We start from the raw sequence: 17,167 nt of genomic DNA, 5'->3' as shown, positions 1-17,167 counted from the left end.
GAGTCCAGCCCCTGGTTCCAGGCCGCACCCCCGCAGGCCGTCCCGTACGAAGGCGGCTACGACCCCACGTACGACCGGGAGCCCGACCCCGCGTACGCCCACGAGCACGACCGCGAGTCCGACCCCGCCTTCCCCGTCCCCGCAGGACCGGGCCGTACCCGTCCCCTGACCATCCCCGGCCCGCGCGCCGAGGCCCGACCGGAGGACGAAGCGGAACCCCTCGACGAGCTCGGCCCCGACGCCGGCGGCGCCCCCACCCCGTACGACCTGCCCGAGGACATCAGCCGGGAGGAGGCGTACTTCGGGGCGTTCCGGAAGTACGTCAGCGAGTACGGGGACATGCCCAACGCGCGTCAGCTCGGCAACTATCTGCTCGACCTCTACGGCGTGACCGGCCAGACCGGCGGGCCGCTGAGCGAGTCGACGCTGCGCCCGTACGTACGCGAGTTCCGCGGCCGCTACCAGGAGGAACTGGACGCGGGCGCCGAACACATCGCGTAGGCGCCGGCACGCACGGCACGCACGAAGGGCCTCCACCCGTGGAAACGGGAGGAGGCCCTCGTCACGAACGTGCCGGAAGGGTCAGGCGCCCAGCAGCTTCCGCACCCGGTCCGCACCCACCGCGAGCAGCAGCGTGGGCAGGCGCGGCCCCGTGTCGCGGGAGACGAGCAGGCGGTAGAGCAGCGCGAAGAACGACCGCTGCGCGCCCTTGATCTCCGGCGGGAGTTCCTTCGGGGTGGCGTCCGCCGAGAACCCGGCCTGCACCTTCGGCACGCCGTACACGAGGTGCGTCAGGCCGTCGAGCGACCAGTGCGAGTCCAGGCCGTCCAGGAGCAGGCGCAGCGACTCGCGGGCCTGGTCGTCGAGCGAACCGAGCAGCTCCGCGTCCGGCTCGTCCCGTACGACGGTGCGCTGGTCGGCGGGTACCTGGGTGTTGATCCAGGCCTCCGCGCGGTCCAGGCGCGGGCGGGCCTCGTCGAGCGTGGCCAGCGGGTCGGCCGGGTCGAGCTCGGAGAGGATGCGCAGCGCCTGGTCCTCGTGGCCGGCGGTGATGTCGGCGACCGAGGCGAGGGTGCGGTACGGCAGCGGGTGCGCGGTACGCGGCAGTTCACGTCCGGCGGTGCGCACCGCGCGGGACCAGGCGGACTGGTCGGCGGGCAGCACCGAGCCGTCGGCGACCTTGGCCTCCAGCTTGTCCCACTCGTCGTAGAGCCGCTGGATCTCCTGGTCGAAGGCGATCTTGAAGGACTGGTTGGGCTTGCGGCGCGCGTACAGCCAGCGGAGCAGCTGCGGCTCCATGATCTGCAGCGCGTCGGCGGGCGTCGGCACGCCGCCCTTCGACGACGACATCTTGGCCATGCCGGAGATGCCGACGAAGGCGTACATCGGGCCGATCGGCTGCTTGCCGCCGAAGATGCCGACGATCTGGCCGCCGACCTGGAACGAGGAGCCCGGCGACGAGTGGTCCACACCGGACGGCTCGAAGATCACGCCCTCGTACGCCCAGCGCATCGGCCAGTCGACCTTCCAGACCAGCTTGCCGCGGTCGAACTCGGCGAGGCGCACGGTCTCGGAGTGCCCGCACTGGCAGTCGTACGCGAGCTCGGTGCTCTCGTCGTCGTACGAGGTGACCGTCGTCAGGTCCTTCTCGCAGACACCGCAGTACGGCTTGTACGGGAAGTAGCCCGAGCCGGAGCCGGAGCCGTCGTCCTCGGCGGCCGCGCCGGAGCCCTCCGCGGCCTCCAACTCGGCCTCGTCGAGCGGCTTCTGCGACTTCTTCGCGGCCTTGGGCTTGGTGCGGTACTGGGCGAGCACGGCGTCGATGTCACCGCGGTGCTTCATCGCGAACAGCACCTGGTCGCGGTAGACACCCGAGGTGTACTGCGCGGTCTGGCTGATGCCGTCGTACTCCACGCCCAGCTCGTCGAGGGCCTCGACCATGGCGGCCTTGAAGTGCTCCGCCCAGTTCGAGTACGCGGAGCCGGCGGGCGCGGGCACGGAGGTCAGGGGCTTGCCGATGTGCTCCGCCCAGGACTCGTCGACGCCCGCGACACCGGCCGGCACCTTGCGGTACCGGTCGTAGTCGTCCCACGAGAGGACGTGCCGGACCTCGTGGCCCCGGCGGCGGATCTCGTCGGCGACGAGGTGCGGGGTCATGACCTCGCGCAGGTTGCCCAGGTGGATCGGCCCTGACGGGGAGAGGCCTGACGCGACCACGACCTGTTTGCCCGGGGCGCGTCGCTCCGACTCGGCGATGACATCGTCCGCGAATCGGGAGACCCAGTCCTGGGTCTCCGCTCCGGTGCTCTGAGCCACGGTGGGTTCGTCCTTCTCTCCGCGATCTGGGGGTGCGGGTGCTTCCGCCGTCCCATTGTCCCAGCTAACCGGGGCTCGGCGAAAACGCCTTATCAATGGGGCGGTCAGGGCGCGTGCGCGACTGCGGCTCGTGGTCCGTCCTCGCGCAGTTCCCCGCGCCCCTCAAGGCCTGCGCTGCGCGCTGCCTTCCTCCTGCCGGCGCCCCGGTGCCGGGTTCCTGAAATCCGGCGGAGCCCCGGAACTCGTACATGGGAGAATCAGGGTGCCCACACGACCCTGAATAGGAACGGCACCCCATGGCACCGGTCACCTCGATCGCTTCGAACGTCCACCAGCGCCTCACCGACGCCCTCGCCGCCGCCCTGCCGGAGACCGTCGGAGACCCCCTGCTGCGACGGAGCGACCGAGCCGACTTCCAGGCCAACGGCATCCTCGCCCTGGCCAAGAAGGTCAAGGGCAACCCGCGCGAGCTGGCCACGAAGGTCACCGACGCGCTGGACGCGGCCGGCCTGCTCGCGAACGTCGAGGTGTCGGGTCCCGGCTTCCTCAACATCACGGTCACCGACAAGGCGATCATCGAGACCCTCGCCGCCCGCGCCGCCGACGGCGACCGCCTCGGTGTGCCGCTGAAGGAGAACCCGGGCGTCACGGTCATCGACTACGCGCAGCCGAACGTCGCGAAGGAGATGCACGTCGGCCACCTGCGCTCGGCGGTCATCGGTGACGCGCTGCGCGGCATGCTCGACTTCACCGGCGAGAAGACGATCGGCCGGCACCACATCGGTGACTGGGGCACCCAGTTCGGCATGCTGATCCAGTACCTGATCGAGCACCCGGGCGAGCTGGCCCCGGCTGAGGAGGTCGACGGCGAGCAGGCCATGTCGAGCCTGAACCGGGTGTACAAGGCCTCGCGCACCGTCTTCGACGCGGACGAGGACTTCAAGGAGCGGGCCCGTAAGCGGGTCGTCGCGCTGCAGAGCGGCGACAAGGAGACGCTCGACCTGTGGCAGCGGTTCGTGGACGAGTCGAAGGTCTACTTCTACTCGGTCTTCGAGAAGCTCGACATGGAGATCCGCGACGACGAGATCGTCGGCGAGTCCGCGTACAACGACGGCATGCCCGAGACGGCCCGCCTCCTGGAGGAGAGCGGCGTCGCCGTGCGCTCCGAGGGCGCGCTCGTGGTGTTCTTCGACGACATCAAGGGCAAGGACGACCAGCCGGTCCCGCTGATCGTGCAGAAGGCCGACGGCGGTTTCGGGTACGCGGCCTCCGACCTGACGGCGATCCGTAACCGCGTCCAGGACCTGCACGCGAACTCGCTGCTCTACGTCGTGGACGTGCGCCAGTCGCTGCACTTCAAGATGGTCTTCGAGACGGCCCGCCGGGCCGGCTGGCTGAGCGACGAGGTCACCGCGCACAACATGGGCTACGGCACGGTCCTCGGCGCGGACGGCAAGCCGTTCAAGACCCGTGAGGGCGAGACCGTACGGCTGCAGGACCTGCTCGACGAGGCCGTGCAGCGGGCCGCCGAGGTCGTACGGGAGAAGGCCAAGGACCTCACCGAGGACGAGATCCAGGAGCAGGCCACGAAGGTCGGCATCGGCGCCGTGAAGTACGCGGACCTGTCGACGTCGCCGAGCCGGGACTACAAGTTCGACCTGGACCAGATGGTGTCCCTGAACGGCGACACGTCGGTGTACCTGCAGTACGCGTACGCCCGTATCCAGTCGATCCTGCGCAAGGCGGAGGGCGCGAGCCCCGTCGCCCACGCGGAGCTCGAACTCGCCCCGGCCGAGCGGGCGTTGGGCCTGCACCTGGACGGGTTCGGTGAGCTCGTCACGGAGGCGACGGCGGAGTACGCACCGCACAAGCTGGCCGCGTACCTGTACCAACTGGCCTCGCTGTACACGACGTTCTACGACCAGTGCCCGGTCATCAAGCCGCGCCCGGCGCAGGAGGTCATGGAGAACCGCCTCTTCCTCTGCGACCTCACCGCCCGCACCCTGCACCAGGGCATGGCGCTCCTGGGCATCCGCACCCCGGAGCGCCTCTGAACACCCCCCAGGGCTCTACGAGTTGAGCCCGCGGCGCAACCTGAGCAGACCCTCGGCGATCTCGTCGGGGGTCTGTGTCACGAAGCAGAGCCGCAGCGTCGCCCGGTCCGCGTCGGCGGCGTAGAACGGCGCGCCCGGCACGTACGCCACGTCGTGCTCGACCACGGCGGGCAGCAGCGCGGTCGCGTCGTACCCGTCGGGCAGCCGGGCCCACAGGAACATGCCGCCCTCGGGCCGGTCCCAGGTCGACCCGGCGGGCAGCGCGTCCGCGAGCCCGGCGAGCATCGCGTCCCGGCGTTCGCCGTAGACGCCCGCGACCCGCGCCACGTGCGCGTCCAGGTCGCTGTCCGCCAAGTACCGTGCCGCGGCGAGCTGGTTGACGGTCGAGGTGTGCAGGTCGGCGGCCTGTTTGGCGACGGCGCAGGCGCGGCGGAGCGCGGCGGGCGCGCGCAGCCAGCCGAGCCGCAGCCCCGGCGCCATCACCTTGGAGAAGCTGCCGAGCAGTACGGTGCGGTCCTCGGCCCCCGGGTACGAGGCCAGCCACGGCAGCCGCTCCCCCTCGAACCGCAGCTCCCCGTACGGGTCGTCCTCGATCAGCCACAGGCCCCGGCGCGCGGCCACACCGGCGACGGCGGCGCGGCGCTCGGCGGGCATGGTGCGGCCGGTCGGGTTCTGGAACGTGGGCACCGTGTACAGCAGCTTGGGCCGCTCCCGCGCGACGATCGCCTCCAGTGCCTCGGGGTCGACCCCGTACGGGTCGCAGGGCACCGGCACGATGCGGGCCCCCGCGAAGGCGAAGACCTGAAGTGCCGCCAGATAGCAGGGCGCTTCGACGAGGACCGTGTCGCCGGGCTCGACCAGCGCGGTCGCGAGCAGCGAGAGCGCCTGCTGGGAGCCGGTGGTGACGAGCAGCTCGTCGGCGCCGGTGGCCAGGCCACGGGCGGTGGTACGCGCGGCAAGCGCTGCGCGGAGCGCGGGCTCGCCCTCGGTGGTGGAGTACTGCAGGGCCCGCTCGGGCGTCTCGTCGAGCACGGCGCGGAACGCGGCGGCGATGCCCGTACGGTCGAAGAGGCCCGGCGCGGGCAGCCCGCCCGCGAAGTTGATCACCTCGGGGCGTGCGGTGACCGCGAGGATGTCCCGTACCGGCGAACCGCCCACGGCGGTGGCACGCGCGGCGAGCGGGGGCACGGGCGTGGTGCGGGCGGCAGCTTCGGTCACGGTCACGTCGACTCCTTCGGGGGCGGCTGTTCCCGGCACTTTAGGCAGGTACCTGGCCCCTACACCCGTTGTTTCGCGATGCGGACGCCCGGCCAGGACCGGCGCCGCCTACGATGCTGCGACGCACCCAGGTACGTCCCTTCGCGAGGAGCCCCATGACGGACGGAAGCGGCTTCGCCGCCGACCCGCACTCCATAGACGGCAGCGCCCATCTCCTCACCGAGATAGCGGGGTTGCTGCACGAGGGGAGACTCGACGCCGACCTGGGCACCCTCGCCCGCACCCCGGCCGCGCACGCCGAACTCGGCGCTAAGACCGAGGAGTTCGCCCGGCACGCGGCCGACCAGCACCAGGACCTGGTCACCCTGCTCACCGCCCTGTCCACGGCCCTGAAGACCACCGGTGGCGCGTACACGCAGGTGGACCGCGCGACCCGCGACGGCTTCAAGTCCTTCCTGGAGACCGCGGAGTTGAGCAAGTGAGCGTCACGTACTACGCCGACGTGGCGTACCTGGAGGACTGCAACCCCGCCCTGATAGAGCGGAACGCGGCCGAGTACAAGCGCATGCGCGACCTGCTCGACTCGGTCGGCCCCTCGGTCGCCAAGGCCCGCGACACCCACTGGGTCAGCGCCTCGCGCGAGCACTACGACGCCCGCCTGAAGGACGTGCGCACCCTGACCACCGGCCTCGGCGACGGCTTCGAGGCCGCCTGGAAGGCACTGCTCCGGTACGCCGACGCCGTGGAGGAGGCGCACAAGTTCCTGGACACGGGCACCAGTTGCGCCGAGCGGCTCGGCAAGCTCGTCGGGGACGGCGACGGCGAGGCCATGAAGCGCTGGGAGGACCTGCGCGACTCGTCCGGCGTCGTCGACTGGGTCCAGGACCGGATGGCCCCCGGCGACGTCGACGAGATCCGCGAGGAGGCGAACCGCTACTACGAGCAGGCCTCCGAAGCCTTCGAACGGGCCCTGCGCGCCGAGGAGTCGGTGCGCGAGGACTCCATGAAGGACCTGGCCGCGGCCCGCGCCCTGATCCCCGACTTCCGCAGCGGCTTCAAGGACGCGGCGGCCCTCCTCGACCGCGTCGGCGACCTGCGTACCGAGGCCGGGCAGGCGCGCAGCGACCCGAACACACACCTCGCGGGCAGCGGCACCAAGACCGATGTCTTCCCGCGCGTCGGCCCCGACGTGACCGTCTCGCCCGCGCTGCGCCGGATCCGCGAACTGAGCGCGGACCTGCCCGAGGGCAAGGACACCAGCTACTGGCTGCCGGGCTCGTCGGACGCGAAGCGCAGCGAGTGGATCGACGCGAACGGCGCCGCCATCCGAGCCGCCGCGAAGGAGAACGGCCTGCCGCCCGACGTGATCGCGGGCATCGCCTGGCGCGAGGTCGACGGCGGCCCCGGCGTCATCGACGATGTCACCGACACCGCACGGCAGTTGGGCATCGGCGGGGACGCGGACCGTACGTCGATGGGCCCGATGCAGATCCAGATCCGGCGCGCGGCCGAGGTGCTCGGCTACGACCCGGCGGACCTCACCGCCGACCAGCGCGACGAGGTCGAGTCGGCGGTCAAGGACCCGACCCAGAACGTCTTCATCGCCTCCGAGTACCTGTCCCGGCTCAAGGCGGAGAGCGAGTTCGCGGACGTGCCGGCGGACCGGATGACGGACGCCCAGTACCAGGAGCTCGCCGCCCGCTACAACGGCGGCCCGTACTGGGAGAGCGACGACGCGCAAGGGTACGGCCGGGACTTCATGCGGGACCTGGACTCGGCCCGCGCGGCGCTGTAGGGCGATCCACGAAAGCGTGTGGCACGGTGCGGCGCTCGCGCCTAGGGTTCGGGATCATGACCACCCCGTACCCCTTCATCCACCACATCACCGTGCTCTGCGCCGACTTCGACGCGAGCGAGCCCTTCTACACGGCCGCGCTCGCGCCGCTCGGCGTCATCGCCGGGGACCGCGACCCGGGCGGTATCGAGTACTGGGAGGACGGCATCGACACCCCGTCCTTCGCCGTGGGCCCCGCCCAGCCGGGCGAGGACGTGACGCGCGGGGTGCATGTGGCGTTCACCGCGAAGGACCGGGCCGCCGTGGACGCCTTCCACGCGGCCGCGCTCGCGAACGGCGGCAAGGAGCGGCACGCGCCCCGGCTCTGGCCGGAGTACCGCGCGTACTGCGCGTTCGTCTCGGACCCCGACGGCAACAACATCGAGGCCGTACACAAGGAGATCCCGGAGGCCTGAGCCCCCGGGATCTCCTTCTCGTCGGTCGCGCCCGCTCAGCGCAGGGCGCGCGCGGCCTCCACGGCCCAGTAGGTGAGGATCGTGCTCGCACCGGCCCGCTTGATGCCGGTGAGGGTCTCCAGGATCGCCTTGTCCCGGTCGATCCACCCCTTCTCGGCGGCGGCCTCGACCATCGCGTACTCACCGGAGATCTGGTACGCGGCGACCGGCACGTCGACCGCCTCGGCGACCTTCGCGAGAACGTCGAGGTAGGGACCGGCCGGCTTGACCATCACCATGTCGGCGCCCTCGTCCAGGTCGAGCGCCAACTCCCGCAGCGACTCCCGCACGTTGGAGAAGTCCTGCTGGTACGTCTTGCGGTCGCCCTGCAGCGCCGAGCCGACGGCCTCGCGGAACGGGCCGTAGAACGCGGAGGAGTACTTCACCGTGTACGCGAGGATCGACACGTCCTCGTGGCCGGTCTGGTCCAACGCGTCCCGGATCACGCCCACTTGGCCGTCCATCATGCCGCTCGGGCCCACCACATGGGCGCCCGCGTCGGCCTGGACCTGCGCCATCTCGGCGTACCGCTCCAGGGTGGCGTCGTTGTCGATCCGGCCGTCGGCGTCCAGGACACCGCAGTGCCCGTGGTCCGTGTACTCGTCCAGGCACAGGTCGGACATGATCACCAGGTCGTCGCCGACCTCGGACCGCACGTCCCGCAGGGCGAGCTGCAGGATGCCGTCCGGGTCGGTGCCCGCGGTGCCGACGGCGTCCTTCTTGGCGTCCTCGGGCACGCCGAACAGCATGATCCCGGAGACACCGGCCTCCACCGCCTCGACGGCGGCCTTCCGCAGCGTCTCGCGCGTGTGCTGCACGACCCCCGGCATCGCCTCGATCGGCACCGGCTGATCGATCCCCTCGCGCACGAAGGCGGGCAGGATCAGATCGGCCGGATGCACCCGGTTCTCGGCGACCATGCGGCGCATCACGGGAGTGGTCCGCAGCCGCCGAGGCCGCGAACCCGGAAAGGCTCCGTACTTAGTCATGCACCTACGCTACGCCGGGCAATGCCATGCATTTGCCGACGCGGAGTCGGCCTCGGTGGGCCTGTGCGCCGGGGGTACTTGGTCGCCCTGATAGGGGCGCGGGGAACTGCGCACCGAGCCACGGACGGCCCGCACAGAAATCTCCCGCACCCCCGGAGGGAACCCTCAGGACGTCGCAGCCCGCCGACGCCGAGCCCCAGGCCGACGCTCACTGGGCCGACTGACAACCTCACCAGCCTCAACAGCCGCGACCCGACGAGCCGCGCCGAACTCCGCAAGGGCCTCGGCCAGCTTGTGCACCGACGGCTCCGGAGCCATCACATCCACCCGCAGCCCATGCTCCTCCGCGGTCTTCGCGGTGGCGGGGCCGATACAGGCGATCACCGTGACGTTGTGCGGCTTGCCGGCGATACCGACCAGGTTCCGCACCGTGGAAGACGAAGTGAACAGCACCGCGTCGAAGCCACCGCCCTTGATCGCCTCACGGGTCTCGGCCGGCGGCGGCGAGGCGCGCACGGTCCGGTAGGCGGTGACGTCGTCGACCTCCCAGCCCAGCTCGATGAGCCCGGCGACGAGAGTCTCCGTAGCGATGTCCGCCCGCGGCAGGAAGACCCGGTCGATCGGGTCGAAAACGGGGTCGTACGGCGGCCAGTCCTCAAGCAGCCCGGCAGCGGACTGCTCACCGCTGGGCACCAGGTCGGGCTTCACGCCGAAGGCGATGAGCGCGTTCGCGGTCTGCTCGCCGACCGCGGCGACCTTGATCCCGGCGAAGGCACGGGCGTCGAGCCCGTACTCCTCGAACTTCTCCCGCACCGCCTTGACGGCGTTGACGGACGTGAATGCGATCCACTCGTACCGCCCGGTGACCAGGCCCTTGACGGCCCGCTCCATCTGCTGCGGGGTACGCGGCGGCTCGACGGCGATGGTCGGCACCTCGTGCGGCACCGCGCCGTACGAGACGAGCTGGTCGGAGAGCGAAGCGGCCTGCTCCTTGGTGCGCGGCACGAGCACCCGCCAGCCGAACAGCGGCTTGGACTCGAACCACGAGAGCTGGTCGCGCTGGGCGGCCGCGGAACGCTCACCGACCACGGCTATGACGGGCTGGTGGCCCTGCGGCGACGGCAGCACCTTCGCCTGCTTGAGGACCTGCGCGACCGTGCCGAGCGTGGCGTTCCAGGTGCGCTGCCGGGTGGTCGTACCGGCCACGGTGACGGACATCGGGGTGTCCGGCTTGCGGCCCGCGGCGACCAGTTCACCGGCGGCGGCGGCCACGGTCTCCAGGGTGGTGGAGACGACGACCGTGCCGTCGGAGGCGCCGACCTCGGTCCAGCACCGCTCGGACGCGGTGCGCGCGTCCACGAACCGGACGTCCGCACCCTGCGGGTCCCGCAGCGGCACACCCGCGTACGCGGGCACACCCACGGCGGCGGCGACACCGGGCACGACCTCGAAGGGGATGCCCTCGGCCGCGCAGGCCAGCATCTCCTCGCCGACGCACGCGTCCAGGCCCGGGTCACCGCTCACGGCACGGACGACCCGCTTGCCGCCGCGTGCGGCCACCATGACAAGATTGGCGGCATCCGCGGGGCTTGATGACTCGTCAGCCCCGTCCTGCCGCGCGGCGCCCGGGAGTTCGGCGCCTGCCCGCGCATGCGCGCGGACGACGTCGAGGACATCGGGCTCGGCGACCAGCACGTCAGCGCCGGCGAGCGCCTCGACGGCGCGGAGTGTGAGGAGTCCCGGGTCTCCCGGTCCGGCACCGAGGAAGGTGACGTGTCCGGGTCCGAAGGACGCCTGAGGTACAGAGGTGGTGGGGCTCACTGATCTCGCTCCCCCATCAGACCGGCCGCACCCTTGGCCAGCATCTCGGCCGCGAGTTCACGGCCCAGCGCTTCGGCCCGGTCTTGGGTGTTGGGTACGGAACCGGTGGTGGACAGCTGCACCAGCGTCGAGCCGTCGGTCGAACCGACGACACCGCGCAGGCGCATCTCCTTGACAACCTGTCCGTCGGCCAGCAGGTCGGCGAGTGCTCCTACGGGTGCGGAGCAGCCGGCCTCCAGGGCGGCGAGCAGGGAACGCTCGGCGGTCACGGCGGCCCGGGTGTACGGGTCGTCGAGCTCGGCGAGCGTGGCGGCGAGCTCCGCGTTGGCCGCGGTGCACTCGATCGCCAGGGCCCCCTGGCCGGGGGCGGGCAGGACGGTGTCGACCGAGAGGAACTCGGTCACCTCGTCCGACCTTCCGACACGGTTGAGCCCGGCCGCGGCAAGCACCACGGCATCGAGCTCACCGCTGTGTACGAACCCGATCCGGGTGTCGATGTTGCCGCGGATCGGCACGGTCTCGATCCGCATGCCGTGGCTGCGCGCGTACGCGTTCAACTGGGCCATGCGGCGCGGCGAACCGGTGCCCACGCGGGACCCGTCCGGGAGTTCCGCGAGGGTCAGCCCGTCGCGTGCGATGAGCACGTCACGGGGGTCCTCGCGCGGCGGCACGGCGGCGACGACGAGGTCGTCGGGCTGGGCCGTCGGCAGGTCCTTGAGCGAGTGCACGGCGAAGTCGACGTCACCGCGCAGCAGCGCGTCGCGGAGCGCGGTGACGAAAACTCCGGTGCCACCGATCTGCGCGAGCTGCTCGCGGGAGACGTCGCCGTACGTCGTGATCTCGACCAGTTCGACTTCCCGGCCGGTCAACTGCCGTACGGCGTCCGCCACATGGCCGGACTGCGCCATCGCCAGCTTGCTGCGCCTCGTGCCGAGCCGCAGCGCCTTCGGCGCGTTCTGGGTATGGGTCATGCCCGCCCCCGGTTTCTTGCATCGGTGTCTTCGTTGTTGTTCGAGTCCGCCCGGGATACGGAAGCCACCGTCTGCGGGTCGAGGTCGAAGAGGGTGCGCAGCGCGTCCGCGTACCCGGCGCCGCCGGGTTCGCCCGCGAGCTGCTTGACCCGCACGGTCGGGGCGTGCAGGAGCTTGTCGACGACGCGGCGCACGGTCTGCGTCATCTCGGCCTGCTGCCGCTCGTCCAGGTCGGGGAGTCGGCCGCGGAGCCGGGCCAGTTCGCTCTGCACCACGTCCGCGGCCATGGTGCGCAGGGCGACCACGGTCGGCGTGATGTGCGCGGCCCGCTGCGCGGCACCGAAGGCGGCGACCTCGTCGGCGACGATGGTGCGCACCTGGTCCACATCGGCGGCCATCGGCGCATCAGCGGACGCCTCGGCGAGCGACTCGATATCGACAAGCCGCACCCCGTCGATCCGGTGCACGGCGGCGTCGATGTCCCGCGGCATGGCGAGATCGAGCAGGGCGAGCTTGGTGGGGGCGTACTGGGTGGGTACAACGGCCCGCGGGGTGGTTTGCCGCCCACTGCTCCCACTGTGGGCAGCTGGTCCGCCAGGGGCGGAACGGGTGGGCACAGCCGCAGGTGCCGGGCACGTCGAGGCCGAGTCCAGCCCCGTCGCCGGAGTGTCGAGCACAGCCCCGTTCCCGGCCCAAGTCCCGTGCAACTCAAGCGAGTCGACGCCGGGCGCATCCGCCACGTAGCCCGCGTCGGGAAGGCGCCCGGACCGCGCAGCGGCCGCAGCAAGCCGAGCCACAAGAGACCCATCCGGAGCCCGAAGGTTCGGAACCTCGGAGTCGACGGGACGAGCCCCCGAAGCCACGGCCGCGGCAACCGCCTCGGAGGACAGCACAAGCCCGGTCGCCCCCGTACAGGAAACGACAACGTCGACTCGTGTCAGCTCGACCGCGACGGACTCCATCTCGGCGACCCGCGCGGACAGCCCCGTACCCGCCTCGGAAAGAATCTCCACCAGCCGCTCGGCACGAGCCCGCGTCCGGTTGGCCACGACGATCTCGGCGACGCCGACCCGCGCGAGGGTCGCCGCGGCGAGCGACGACATGGAGCCCGCACCGATCACGAGGGCGCGCTTGCCCGCGGCCCACTCGGCGACCGGCGCACCCTCGGTGAGCTGCTCGAGGCCGAAGGTCACGAGGGACTGTCCGGCCCGGTCGATCCCGGTCTCGGAGTGGGCGCGCTTGCCGACCCGAAGGGCCTGCTGGAAGAGGTCGTTGAGGAGCCGGCCCGCGGTGTGCAGTTCCTGCGCGGTGGCCAGGGCGTCCTTGATCTGCCCGAGGATCTGTCCCTCGCCGACGACCATGGAGTCGAGCCCGCAGGCCACCGAGAGCAGGTGGTGGACGGCCCGGTCCTCGTAGTGGACGTACAGGTACGGGGTGAGCTCCTCCAGGCCGACGCCACTGTGCTGGGCGAGCAGCGTGGACAGCTCGGCGACGCCCGCGTGGAACTTGTCCACGTCCGCGTACAGCTCGATGCGGTTGCACGTGGCGAGCACCGCCGCCTCGCTGGCCGGCTCGGCGGCCACGGTGTCCTGAAGCAGCTTGACCTGCGCGTCCGCGGGCAGCGCGGCGCGTTCGAGCACGCTGACCGGCGCGCTGCGATGGCTGAGACCGACGACGAGGAGGCTCATGCTGGCATCACGGCGGGTACGTCCCCGTCGGGTCCCTTGCGGTCGGTGGACTCGGTACGTGCGGTGGCCTCGGCGCGGGCGGCGGACGGCACGGCGGCCTCCGCGGCGGCGGTCCGCTTCGCCTCGGCGCTCTGCTCGGCCGCGGTGTCCTTGACGTCCTTCGCGGCGGCTTCCGCGACGGCGTCCGCCACGACGGCCTCGGCGGTGGCTTCCTCGCCGGCCTTGCGCTGCTCGTGGAAGGCGAGGATCTGCAGCTCGATGGAGAGGTCGACCTTGCGCACGTCGACGCCGTCCGGCACCTGCAGGACGGTCGGCGCGAAGTTCAGGATGGAGGTGACACCGGCTGCGATGAGCCGCTCGCTGACCTGCTGGGCCGCGCCCGCGGGGGTGGCGATGACACCGATGTGGACGCCGTTGTCCTCGATGATCTTCTCGAGTTCGTCGGTGTGCTGCACGGCAATGCCCGCGACGGGCTTTCCGGCCATTGCGGGATCGGCGTCGATCAGCGCCGCGACCCGGAAGCCACGGGACGCGAACCCGCCGTAATTGGCAAGCGCCGCACCGAGGTTACCGATACCGACGATCACAACCGGCCAGTCCTGGGTCAGGCCCAGTTCACGGCTGATCTGGTACACGAGATACTCGACGTCGTACCCGACACCACGGGTGCCGTACGAGCCGAGGTACGAGAAATCCTTGCGCAGCTTCGCGGAGTTGACCCCCGCCGCGGCCGCGAGTTCCTCGGAGGAGACCGTGGGAACCGAGCGCTCCGACAGTGCGGTCAGCGCGCGAAGGTACAGCGGAAGCCTGGCGACGGTGGCCTCGGGAATTCCTCGGCTGCGGGTCGCCGGTCGGTGAGTTCGGCCAGTTGCCACGGTGCTCCTGCGGGTAGAGCGGGGCTGTAGGCGGCCAGTAGTCCCCAGACCGCCCCGTCGAATGCAGGCTATGTCTTTGTGAACGCGTGCACAAAGATGGTGTCCGGTTTGTCCGGCCAAAGTGACCGGGGTCACGCGCCAGTTGTGTGCCTGACTGGAACCAGCGCGCAAGCTGCGTCGTTGCTTACCCGAAGGGGGCAAAACCGCACACACTCCTCACGATTTTCCACGCCCCCGAGACCAAATCGCCCCCGATCGTAAACGAATTTCAGACTGGCCGGTCAGTTCGCGACCGAGCCCGTCCAGATCCGCGCCCGCCCACGACCGCACCGGCTCCACACCGGCCAGGCTCCAACTACGCGGTCAGCGCCCGCCGTAGACGATCTTCATTGACCCGCCAGAAGTCGTGCTGCGCCCCGTCGATCAGCACTACGGGAATCTGCTCCCAGTACTTCCGGTGCAACTCCTCGTCCTGCGTGATGTCCTTCTTCTCCCAGGCCGCTCCCGTCTCGACGCAGACCTTTTCGATCACTTCCTGTGCGGTATCGCACAGATGACATCCCGGCTTACCGATCAAGGTGACCAGTCGGTCTGCGGGCTGTTTCTTCTCCGTACGACGAAAAAGGGGACTCATACAGCCATTCTCGCTCGCCCCGCCGACAACCTCGACGCGCCGCCCTACGGGATCGCTTAACGGTGCGGTAGCGGAGAGTTCACAGCCTCCGAACGCGCTCGACTCCTTCAACCCCGAACAGACTGGCTATGCTCACGACATGGCCGCTCTCGGATGGCTCACTCCCCGTAGGCGCTCCGCCACCGCGCGCAGCGTCCTGGCAGGCGAGGCCTCGGCCGAGGCCGCGCGCAAGTCCTCGCAGGAGCTCGCGCAACTCACCGAAGAACCCGAGGCGAGCGCGGCGGCGGAACCGGAGTTCCCGGTCGCGGGCGACGACAGGGCCGCCGCCTTCTTCGACCTCGACAACACCGTGATGCAGGGCGCCGCCCTCTTCCACTTCGGCCGCGGCCTCTACAAGCGGAAGTTCTTCCAGCGCCAGGAACTGGCCCGATTCGCCTGGCAGCAGGCGTGGTTCAGGATCGCCGGCGTCGAGGACCCCGAGCACATGCAGGACGCCCGCGACAGCGCCCTGTCGATCGTGAAGGGCCACCGCGTCGCCGAGTTGATGTCCATCGGCGAGGAGATCTACGACGAGTACATGGCGGAGCGCATCTGGCCGGGCACCCGCGCCCTGGCCCAGGCCCACCTGGACGCGGGCCAGAAGGTCTGGCTCGTCACCGCCGCCCCCGTCGAGACCGCGACGATCATCGCCCGCCGCCTCGGCCTGACCGGCGCCCTCGGCACCGTCGCCGAGTCCGTCGAGGGCGTCTACACCGGCAAGTTGGTCGGCGAACCCCTGCACGGCCCCGCGAAGGCCGAGGCGGTGCGCGCCCTGGCCGGCGCCGAGGGCCTGGACCTGAACCGCTGCGCCGCGTACAGCGACTCGCACAACGACATCCCGATGCTGTCGCTCGTCGGGCATCCCTACGCGATCAATCCGGACAGCAAGTTGCGCAAGTACGCCCGGGAACGGGACTGGCGACTGCGTGATTACCGCACCGGACGCAAGGCCGCGAAGGTCGGCATCCCGGCGGCCGCCGGCGTGGGCGCCATCGCGGGGGGCACGGCCGCGGCCGTCGCCCTGCACCGTCGCCGCCGCTGATCCGCCACAGCCCGTAACCACAGGCCGAACCGGTCGCGTTGACCCTGCGTAGGCACCCGGCGTGACGCTCGCGCACGGGCCGATCCATGCCTCATACCCCGCACCACCACCGCCAGTCCTGTCCGGGGAACTCGACCACAACACGCCCCGCACTCAGACAGATCCCGGTCCGATCCGATCAATAACCGCTCACACTCCGGTGCTTGAACCAGCGAAGATCCGTAACAGAAGCGACGGAATCGATGATTTGAGCAACTGGGTGTAGCGCTCCCTGCACGAAGCGTTATTCTCCTCAGACGCATACCGGACCCCACACGTCGCTACGACGGGTGAACGGTCCCGCACTGAACGTGATGGAAAGCTCTGCCTCTGGGAGTCCCGTGTACCCACACGTCGGGGTTGACACCTCGGGCCTGGCTACGCTGCGCGCAACGGTCGGCGACCGCTTGCGCGGCTTCGTCCCCACCGCGTACGCCGCCCCCGCTTTTGCTGTCCCCGCAACCGCAGCCCCCTGCTACGCACTGGCCGAGGGCCTCGGAAAGGGGCCCACCCGCAGCGCCGTCGTCGAAGGGCGACGAACCGAAGGGCGCCAAGCCGTCGGCAGACGCGGCCGCTCCGGCGCCGCGTCCACCACCGCCCGCCGCCCCGCGGCGGACAGCGACAGCGCCCGCATGATGGACCTGGTGGAACGCGCCCAGGCCGGCGAGGCCGACGCTTTCGGCCGCCTCTACGACCAATACAGCGACACCGTCTACCGCTACATCTATTACCGCGTCGGCGGAAAGGCCACCGCGGAAGACCTCACCAGCGAGACGTTCCTGCGCGCCCTGCGCCGGATCGGCACGTTCACCTGGCAGGGCCGCGACTTCGGCGCCTGGCTCGTGACCATCGCCCGCAACCTGGTGGCCGACCACTTCAAGTCCAGCCGCTTCCGCCTCGAAGTCACCACCGGCGAGATGCTCGACGCGAACGAGGTCGAGCGCAGCCCCGAGGACTCCGTCCTGGAGTCCCTCTCCAACGCGGCACTGCTCGACGCGGTCCGCCGCCTCAACCCGCAGCAGCAGGAGTGCGTGACCCTGCGCTTCCTCCAGGGCCTCTCGGTCGCCGAGACCGCCCGCGTGATGGGCAAGAACGAGGGCGCGATCAAGACCCTCCAGTACCGCGCGGTGCGCACCCTCGCCCGGCTCCTGCCCGGACGACGCCCGCTGAGCCCACTCACGTATCCCCACTC

At 70.8% G+C, this 17,167-nt stretch carries 14 protein-coding genes and 1 pseudogene; 7 read left to right on the top strand and 8 right to left on the bottom strand.

Translation table 11 applies throughout. The features are described from left to right. Window positions 1–501: pseudogene (locus GUY60_RS18475) on the top strand (DUF2637 domain-containing protein); the annotation flags it as partial. Between the two features lie 81 nt (window positions 502–582). Here the strand turns inward: GUY60_RS18475 and lysS are convergent. Continuing rightward, window positions 583–2,316, bottom strand: a complete 1,734-nt coding sequence (lysS, locus tag GUY60_RS18470) for a lysine--tRNA ligase (RefSeq protein ID WP_161699194.1) — start codon at window positions 2,314–2,316, stop codon at window positions 583–585. Window positions 2,317–2,612: 296 nt separating this feature from the next. On the opposite strand from lysS, the gene argS reads away from it, so the two are divergent. Next, entirely contained in the window at window positions 2,613–4,370 is a 1,758-nt protein-coding gene (argS, locus tag GUY60_RS18465; RefSeq protein ID WP_161699192.1) for an arginine--tRNA ligase, read from the top strand. 15 nt (window positions 4,371–4,385) lie between these two features. On the opposite strand, the gene GUY60_RS18460 is transcribed toward argS, so the two are convergent. Beyond that, window positions 4,386–5,594, bottom strand: a complete 1,209-nt coding sequence (locus GUY60_RS18460; RefSeq protein ID WP_161699190.1) for an aminotransferase-like domain-containing protein — start codon at window positions 5,592–5,594, stop codon at window positions 4,386–4,388. 149 nt (window positions 5,595–5,743) lie between these two features. On the opposite strand from GUY60_RS18460, the gene GUY60_RS18455 reads away from it, so the two are divergent. Genes GUY60_RS18455 through GUY60_RS18445 form a run of 3 tightly spaced genes read left to right on the top strand, consistent with a single transcriptional unit; the run spans window position 5,744 to window position 7,838 of the window. After that, the gene (locus GUY60_RS18455) at window positions 5,744–6,070 is read left to right on the top strand and encodes a hypothetical protein (protein ID WP_161699188.1); all 327 of its coding nucleotides are present in this window, start codon (window positions 5,744–5,746) and stop codon (window positions 6,068–6,070) included. Beyond that, window positions 6,067–7,383 (top strand): transglycosylase SLT domain-containing protein, encoded by a 1,317-nt coding sequence (locus tag GUY60_RS18450; protein WP_312866338.1) that lies wholly within the window; start codon window positions 6,067–6,069, stop codon window positions 7,381–7,383. The genes GUY60_RS18455 and GUY60_RS18450 overlap by 4 nt, the downstream gene beginning before the upstream one ends. A 56-nt stretch (window positions 7,384–7,439) precedes the next feature. Further along, window positions 7,440–7,838 (top strand): VOC family protein, encoded by a 399-nt coding sequence (locus tag GUY60_RS18445; RefSeq protein WP_161699186.1) that lies wholly within the window; start codon window positions 7,440–7,442, stop codon window positions 7,836–7,838. Between the two features lie 35 nt (window positions 7,839–7,873). Here the strand turns inward: GUY60_RS18445 and hemB are convergent, their stop codons facing one another. The 6 genes from hemB to GUY60_RS18415 form a co-directional block, all read right to left on the bottom strand. Beyond that, window positions 7,874–8,866: a porphobilinogen synthase gene (hemB, locus tag GUY60_RS18440; protein WP_161699184.1), complete on the bottom strand. Its 993-nt coding sequence runs from the start codon at window positions 8,864–8,866 to the stop codon at window positions 7,874–7,876. A gap of 165 nt (window positions 8,867–9,031) precedes the next feature. Further along, window positions 9,032–10,687 (bottom strand): bifunctional uroporphyrinogen-III C-methyltransferase/uroporphyrinogen-III synthase, encoded by a 1,656-nt coding sequence (locus tag GUY60_RS18435; RefSeq protein ID WP_161699182.1) that lies wholly within the window; start codon window positions 10,685–10,687, stop codon window positions 9,032–9,034. Beyond that, window positions 10,684–11,658, bottom strand: coding sequence for a hydroxymethylbilane synthase (hemC, locus tag GUY60_RS18430; protein ID WP_161699180.1), 975 nt, complete (start codon window positions 11,656–11,658; stop codon window positions 10,684–10,686). The genes GUY60_RS18435 and hemC overlap by 4 nt, the downstream gene beginning before the upstream one ends. Continuing rightward, window positions 11,655–13,346 (bottom strand): glutamyl-tRNA reductase, encoded by a 1,692-nt coding sequence (locus GUY60_RS18425; RefSeq protein ID WP_161699178.1) that lies wholly within the window; start codon window positions 13,344–13,346, stop codon window positions 11,655–11,657. Before GUY60_RS18425 ends, hemC begins: the two co-directional genes overlap by 4 nt. Beyond that, a complete protein-coding gene (locus GUY60_RS18420; RefSeq protein WP_161699176.1) occupies window positions 13,343–14,221 on the bottom strand; it encodes a redox-sensing transcriptional repressor Rex in 879 nt (292 codons plus the stop codon). The genes GUY60_RS18425 and GUY60_RS18420 overlap by 4 nt, the downstream gene beginning before the upstream one ends. 355 nt (window positions 14,222–14,576) lie before the next feature. Then, window positions 14,577–14,855, bottom strand: a complete 279-nt coding sequence (locus tag GUY60_RS18415) for a glutaredoxin family protein (RefSeq protein WP_161699174.1) — start codon at window positions 14,853–14,855, stop codon at window positions 14,577–14,579. A 139-nt stretch (window positions 14,856–14,994) separates the two neighbouring features. Here GUY60_RS18415 and GUY60_RS18410 point away from each other — a divergent pair, with 139 nt between their 5' ends. Then, window positions 14,995–15,936, top strand: coding sequence for an HAD family hydrolase (locus GUY60_RS18410; RefSeq protein ID WP_161699172.1), 942 nt, complete (start codon window positions 14,995–14,997; stop codon window positions 15,934–15,936). A 446-nt stretch (window positions 15,937–16,382) separates the two neighbouring features. After that, window positions 16,383–17,167: ECF subfamily RNA polymerase sigma factor, BldN family (locus GUY60_RS18405; protein ID WP_376771265.1), on the top strand; the 785-nt coding region annotated here is incomplete at its 3' end.

The organism is Streptomyces boluensis (genome assembly GCF_009908195.1).
Taxonomy (GTDB): Bacteria; Actinomycetota; Actinomycetes; order Streptomycetales; family Streptomycetaceae; genus Streptomyces; species Streptomyces boluensis.
The sequence above is the reverse complement of the archived record's forward strand: the minus strand, read 5'-3'. Positions and strand labels throughout refer to the sequence as shown.

Bases quoted from the DNA above. Each gene is read 5' to 3' on its own strand.
- argS (WP_161699192.1), top strand. From the start codon at position 2,613: ATGGCACCGGTCACCTCGATCGCTTCGAACGTCCACCAGCGCCTCACC.
- GUY60_RS18455 (WP_161699188.1), top strand. From the start codon at position 5,744: ATGACGGACGGAAGCGGCTTCGCCGCCGACCCGCACTCCATAGACGGC.
- GUY60_RS18445 (WP_161699186.1), top strand. From the start codon at position 7,440: ATGACCACCCCGTACCCCTTCATCCACCACATCACCGTGCTCTGCGCC.
- hemB (WP_161699184.1), bottom strand. From the start codon at position 8,866: ATGACTAAGTACGGAGCCTTTCCGGGTTCGCGGCCTCGGCGGCTGCGG.
- hemC (WP_161699180.1), bottom strand. From the start codon at position 11,658: ATGACCCATACCCAGAACGCGCCGAAGGCGCTGCGGCTCGGCACGAGG.
- GUY60_RS18425 (WP_161699178.1), bottom strand. From the start codon at position 13,346: ATGAGCCTCCTCGTCGTCGGTCTCAGCCATCGCAGCGCGCCGGTCAGC.
- GUY60_RS18415 (WP_161699174.1), bottom strand. From the start codon at position 14,855: ATGAGTCCCCTTTTTCGTCGTACGGAGAAGAAACAGCCCGCAGACCGA.
- GUY60_RS18410 (WP_161699172.1), top strand. From the start codon at position 14,995: ATGGCCGCTCTCGGATGGCTCACTCCCCGTAGGCGCTCCGCCACCGCG.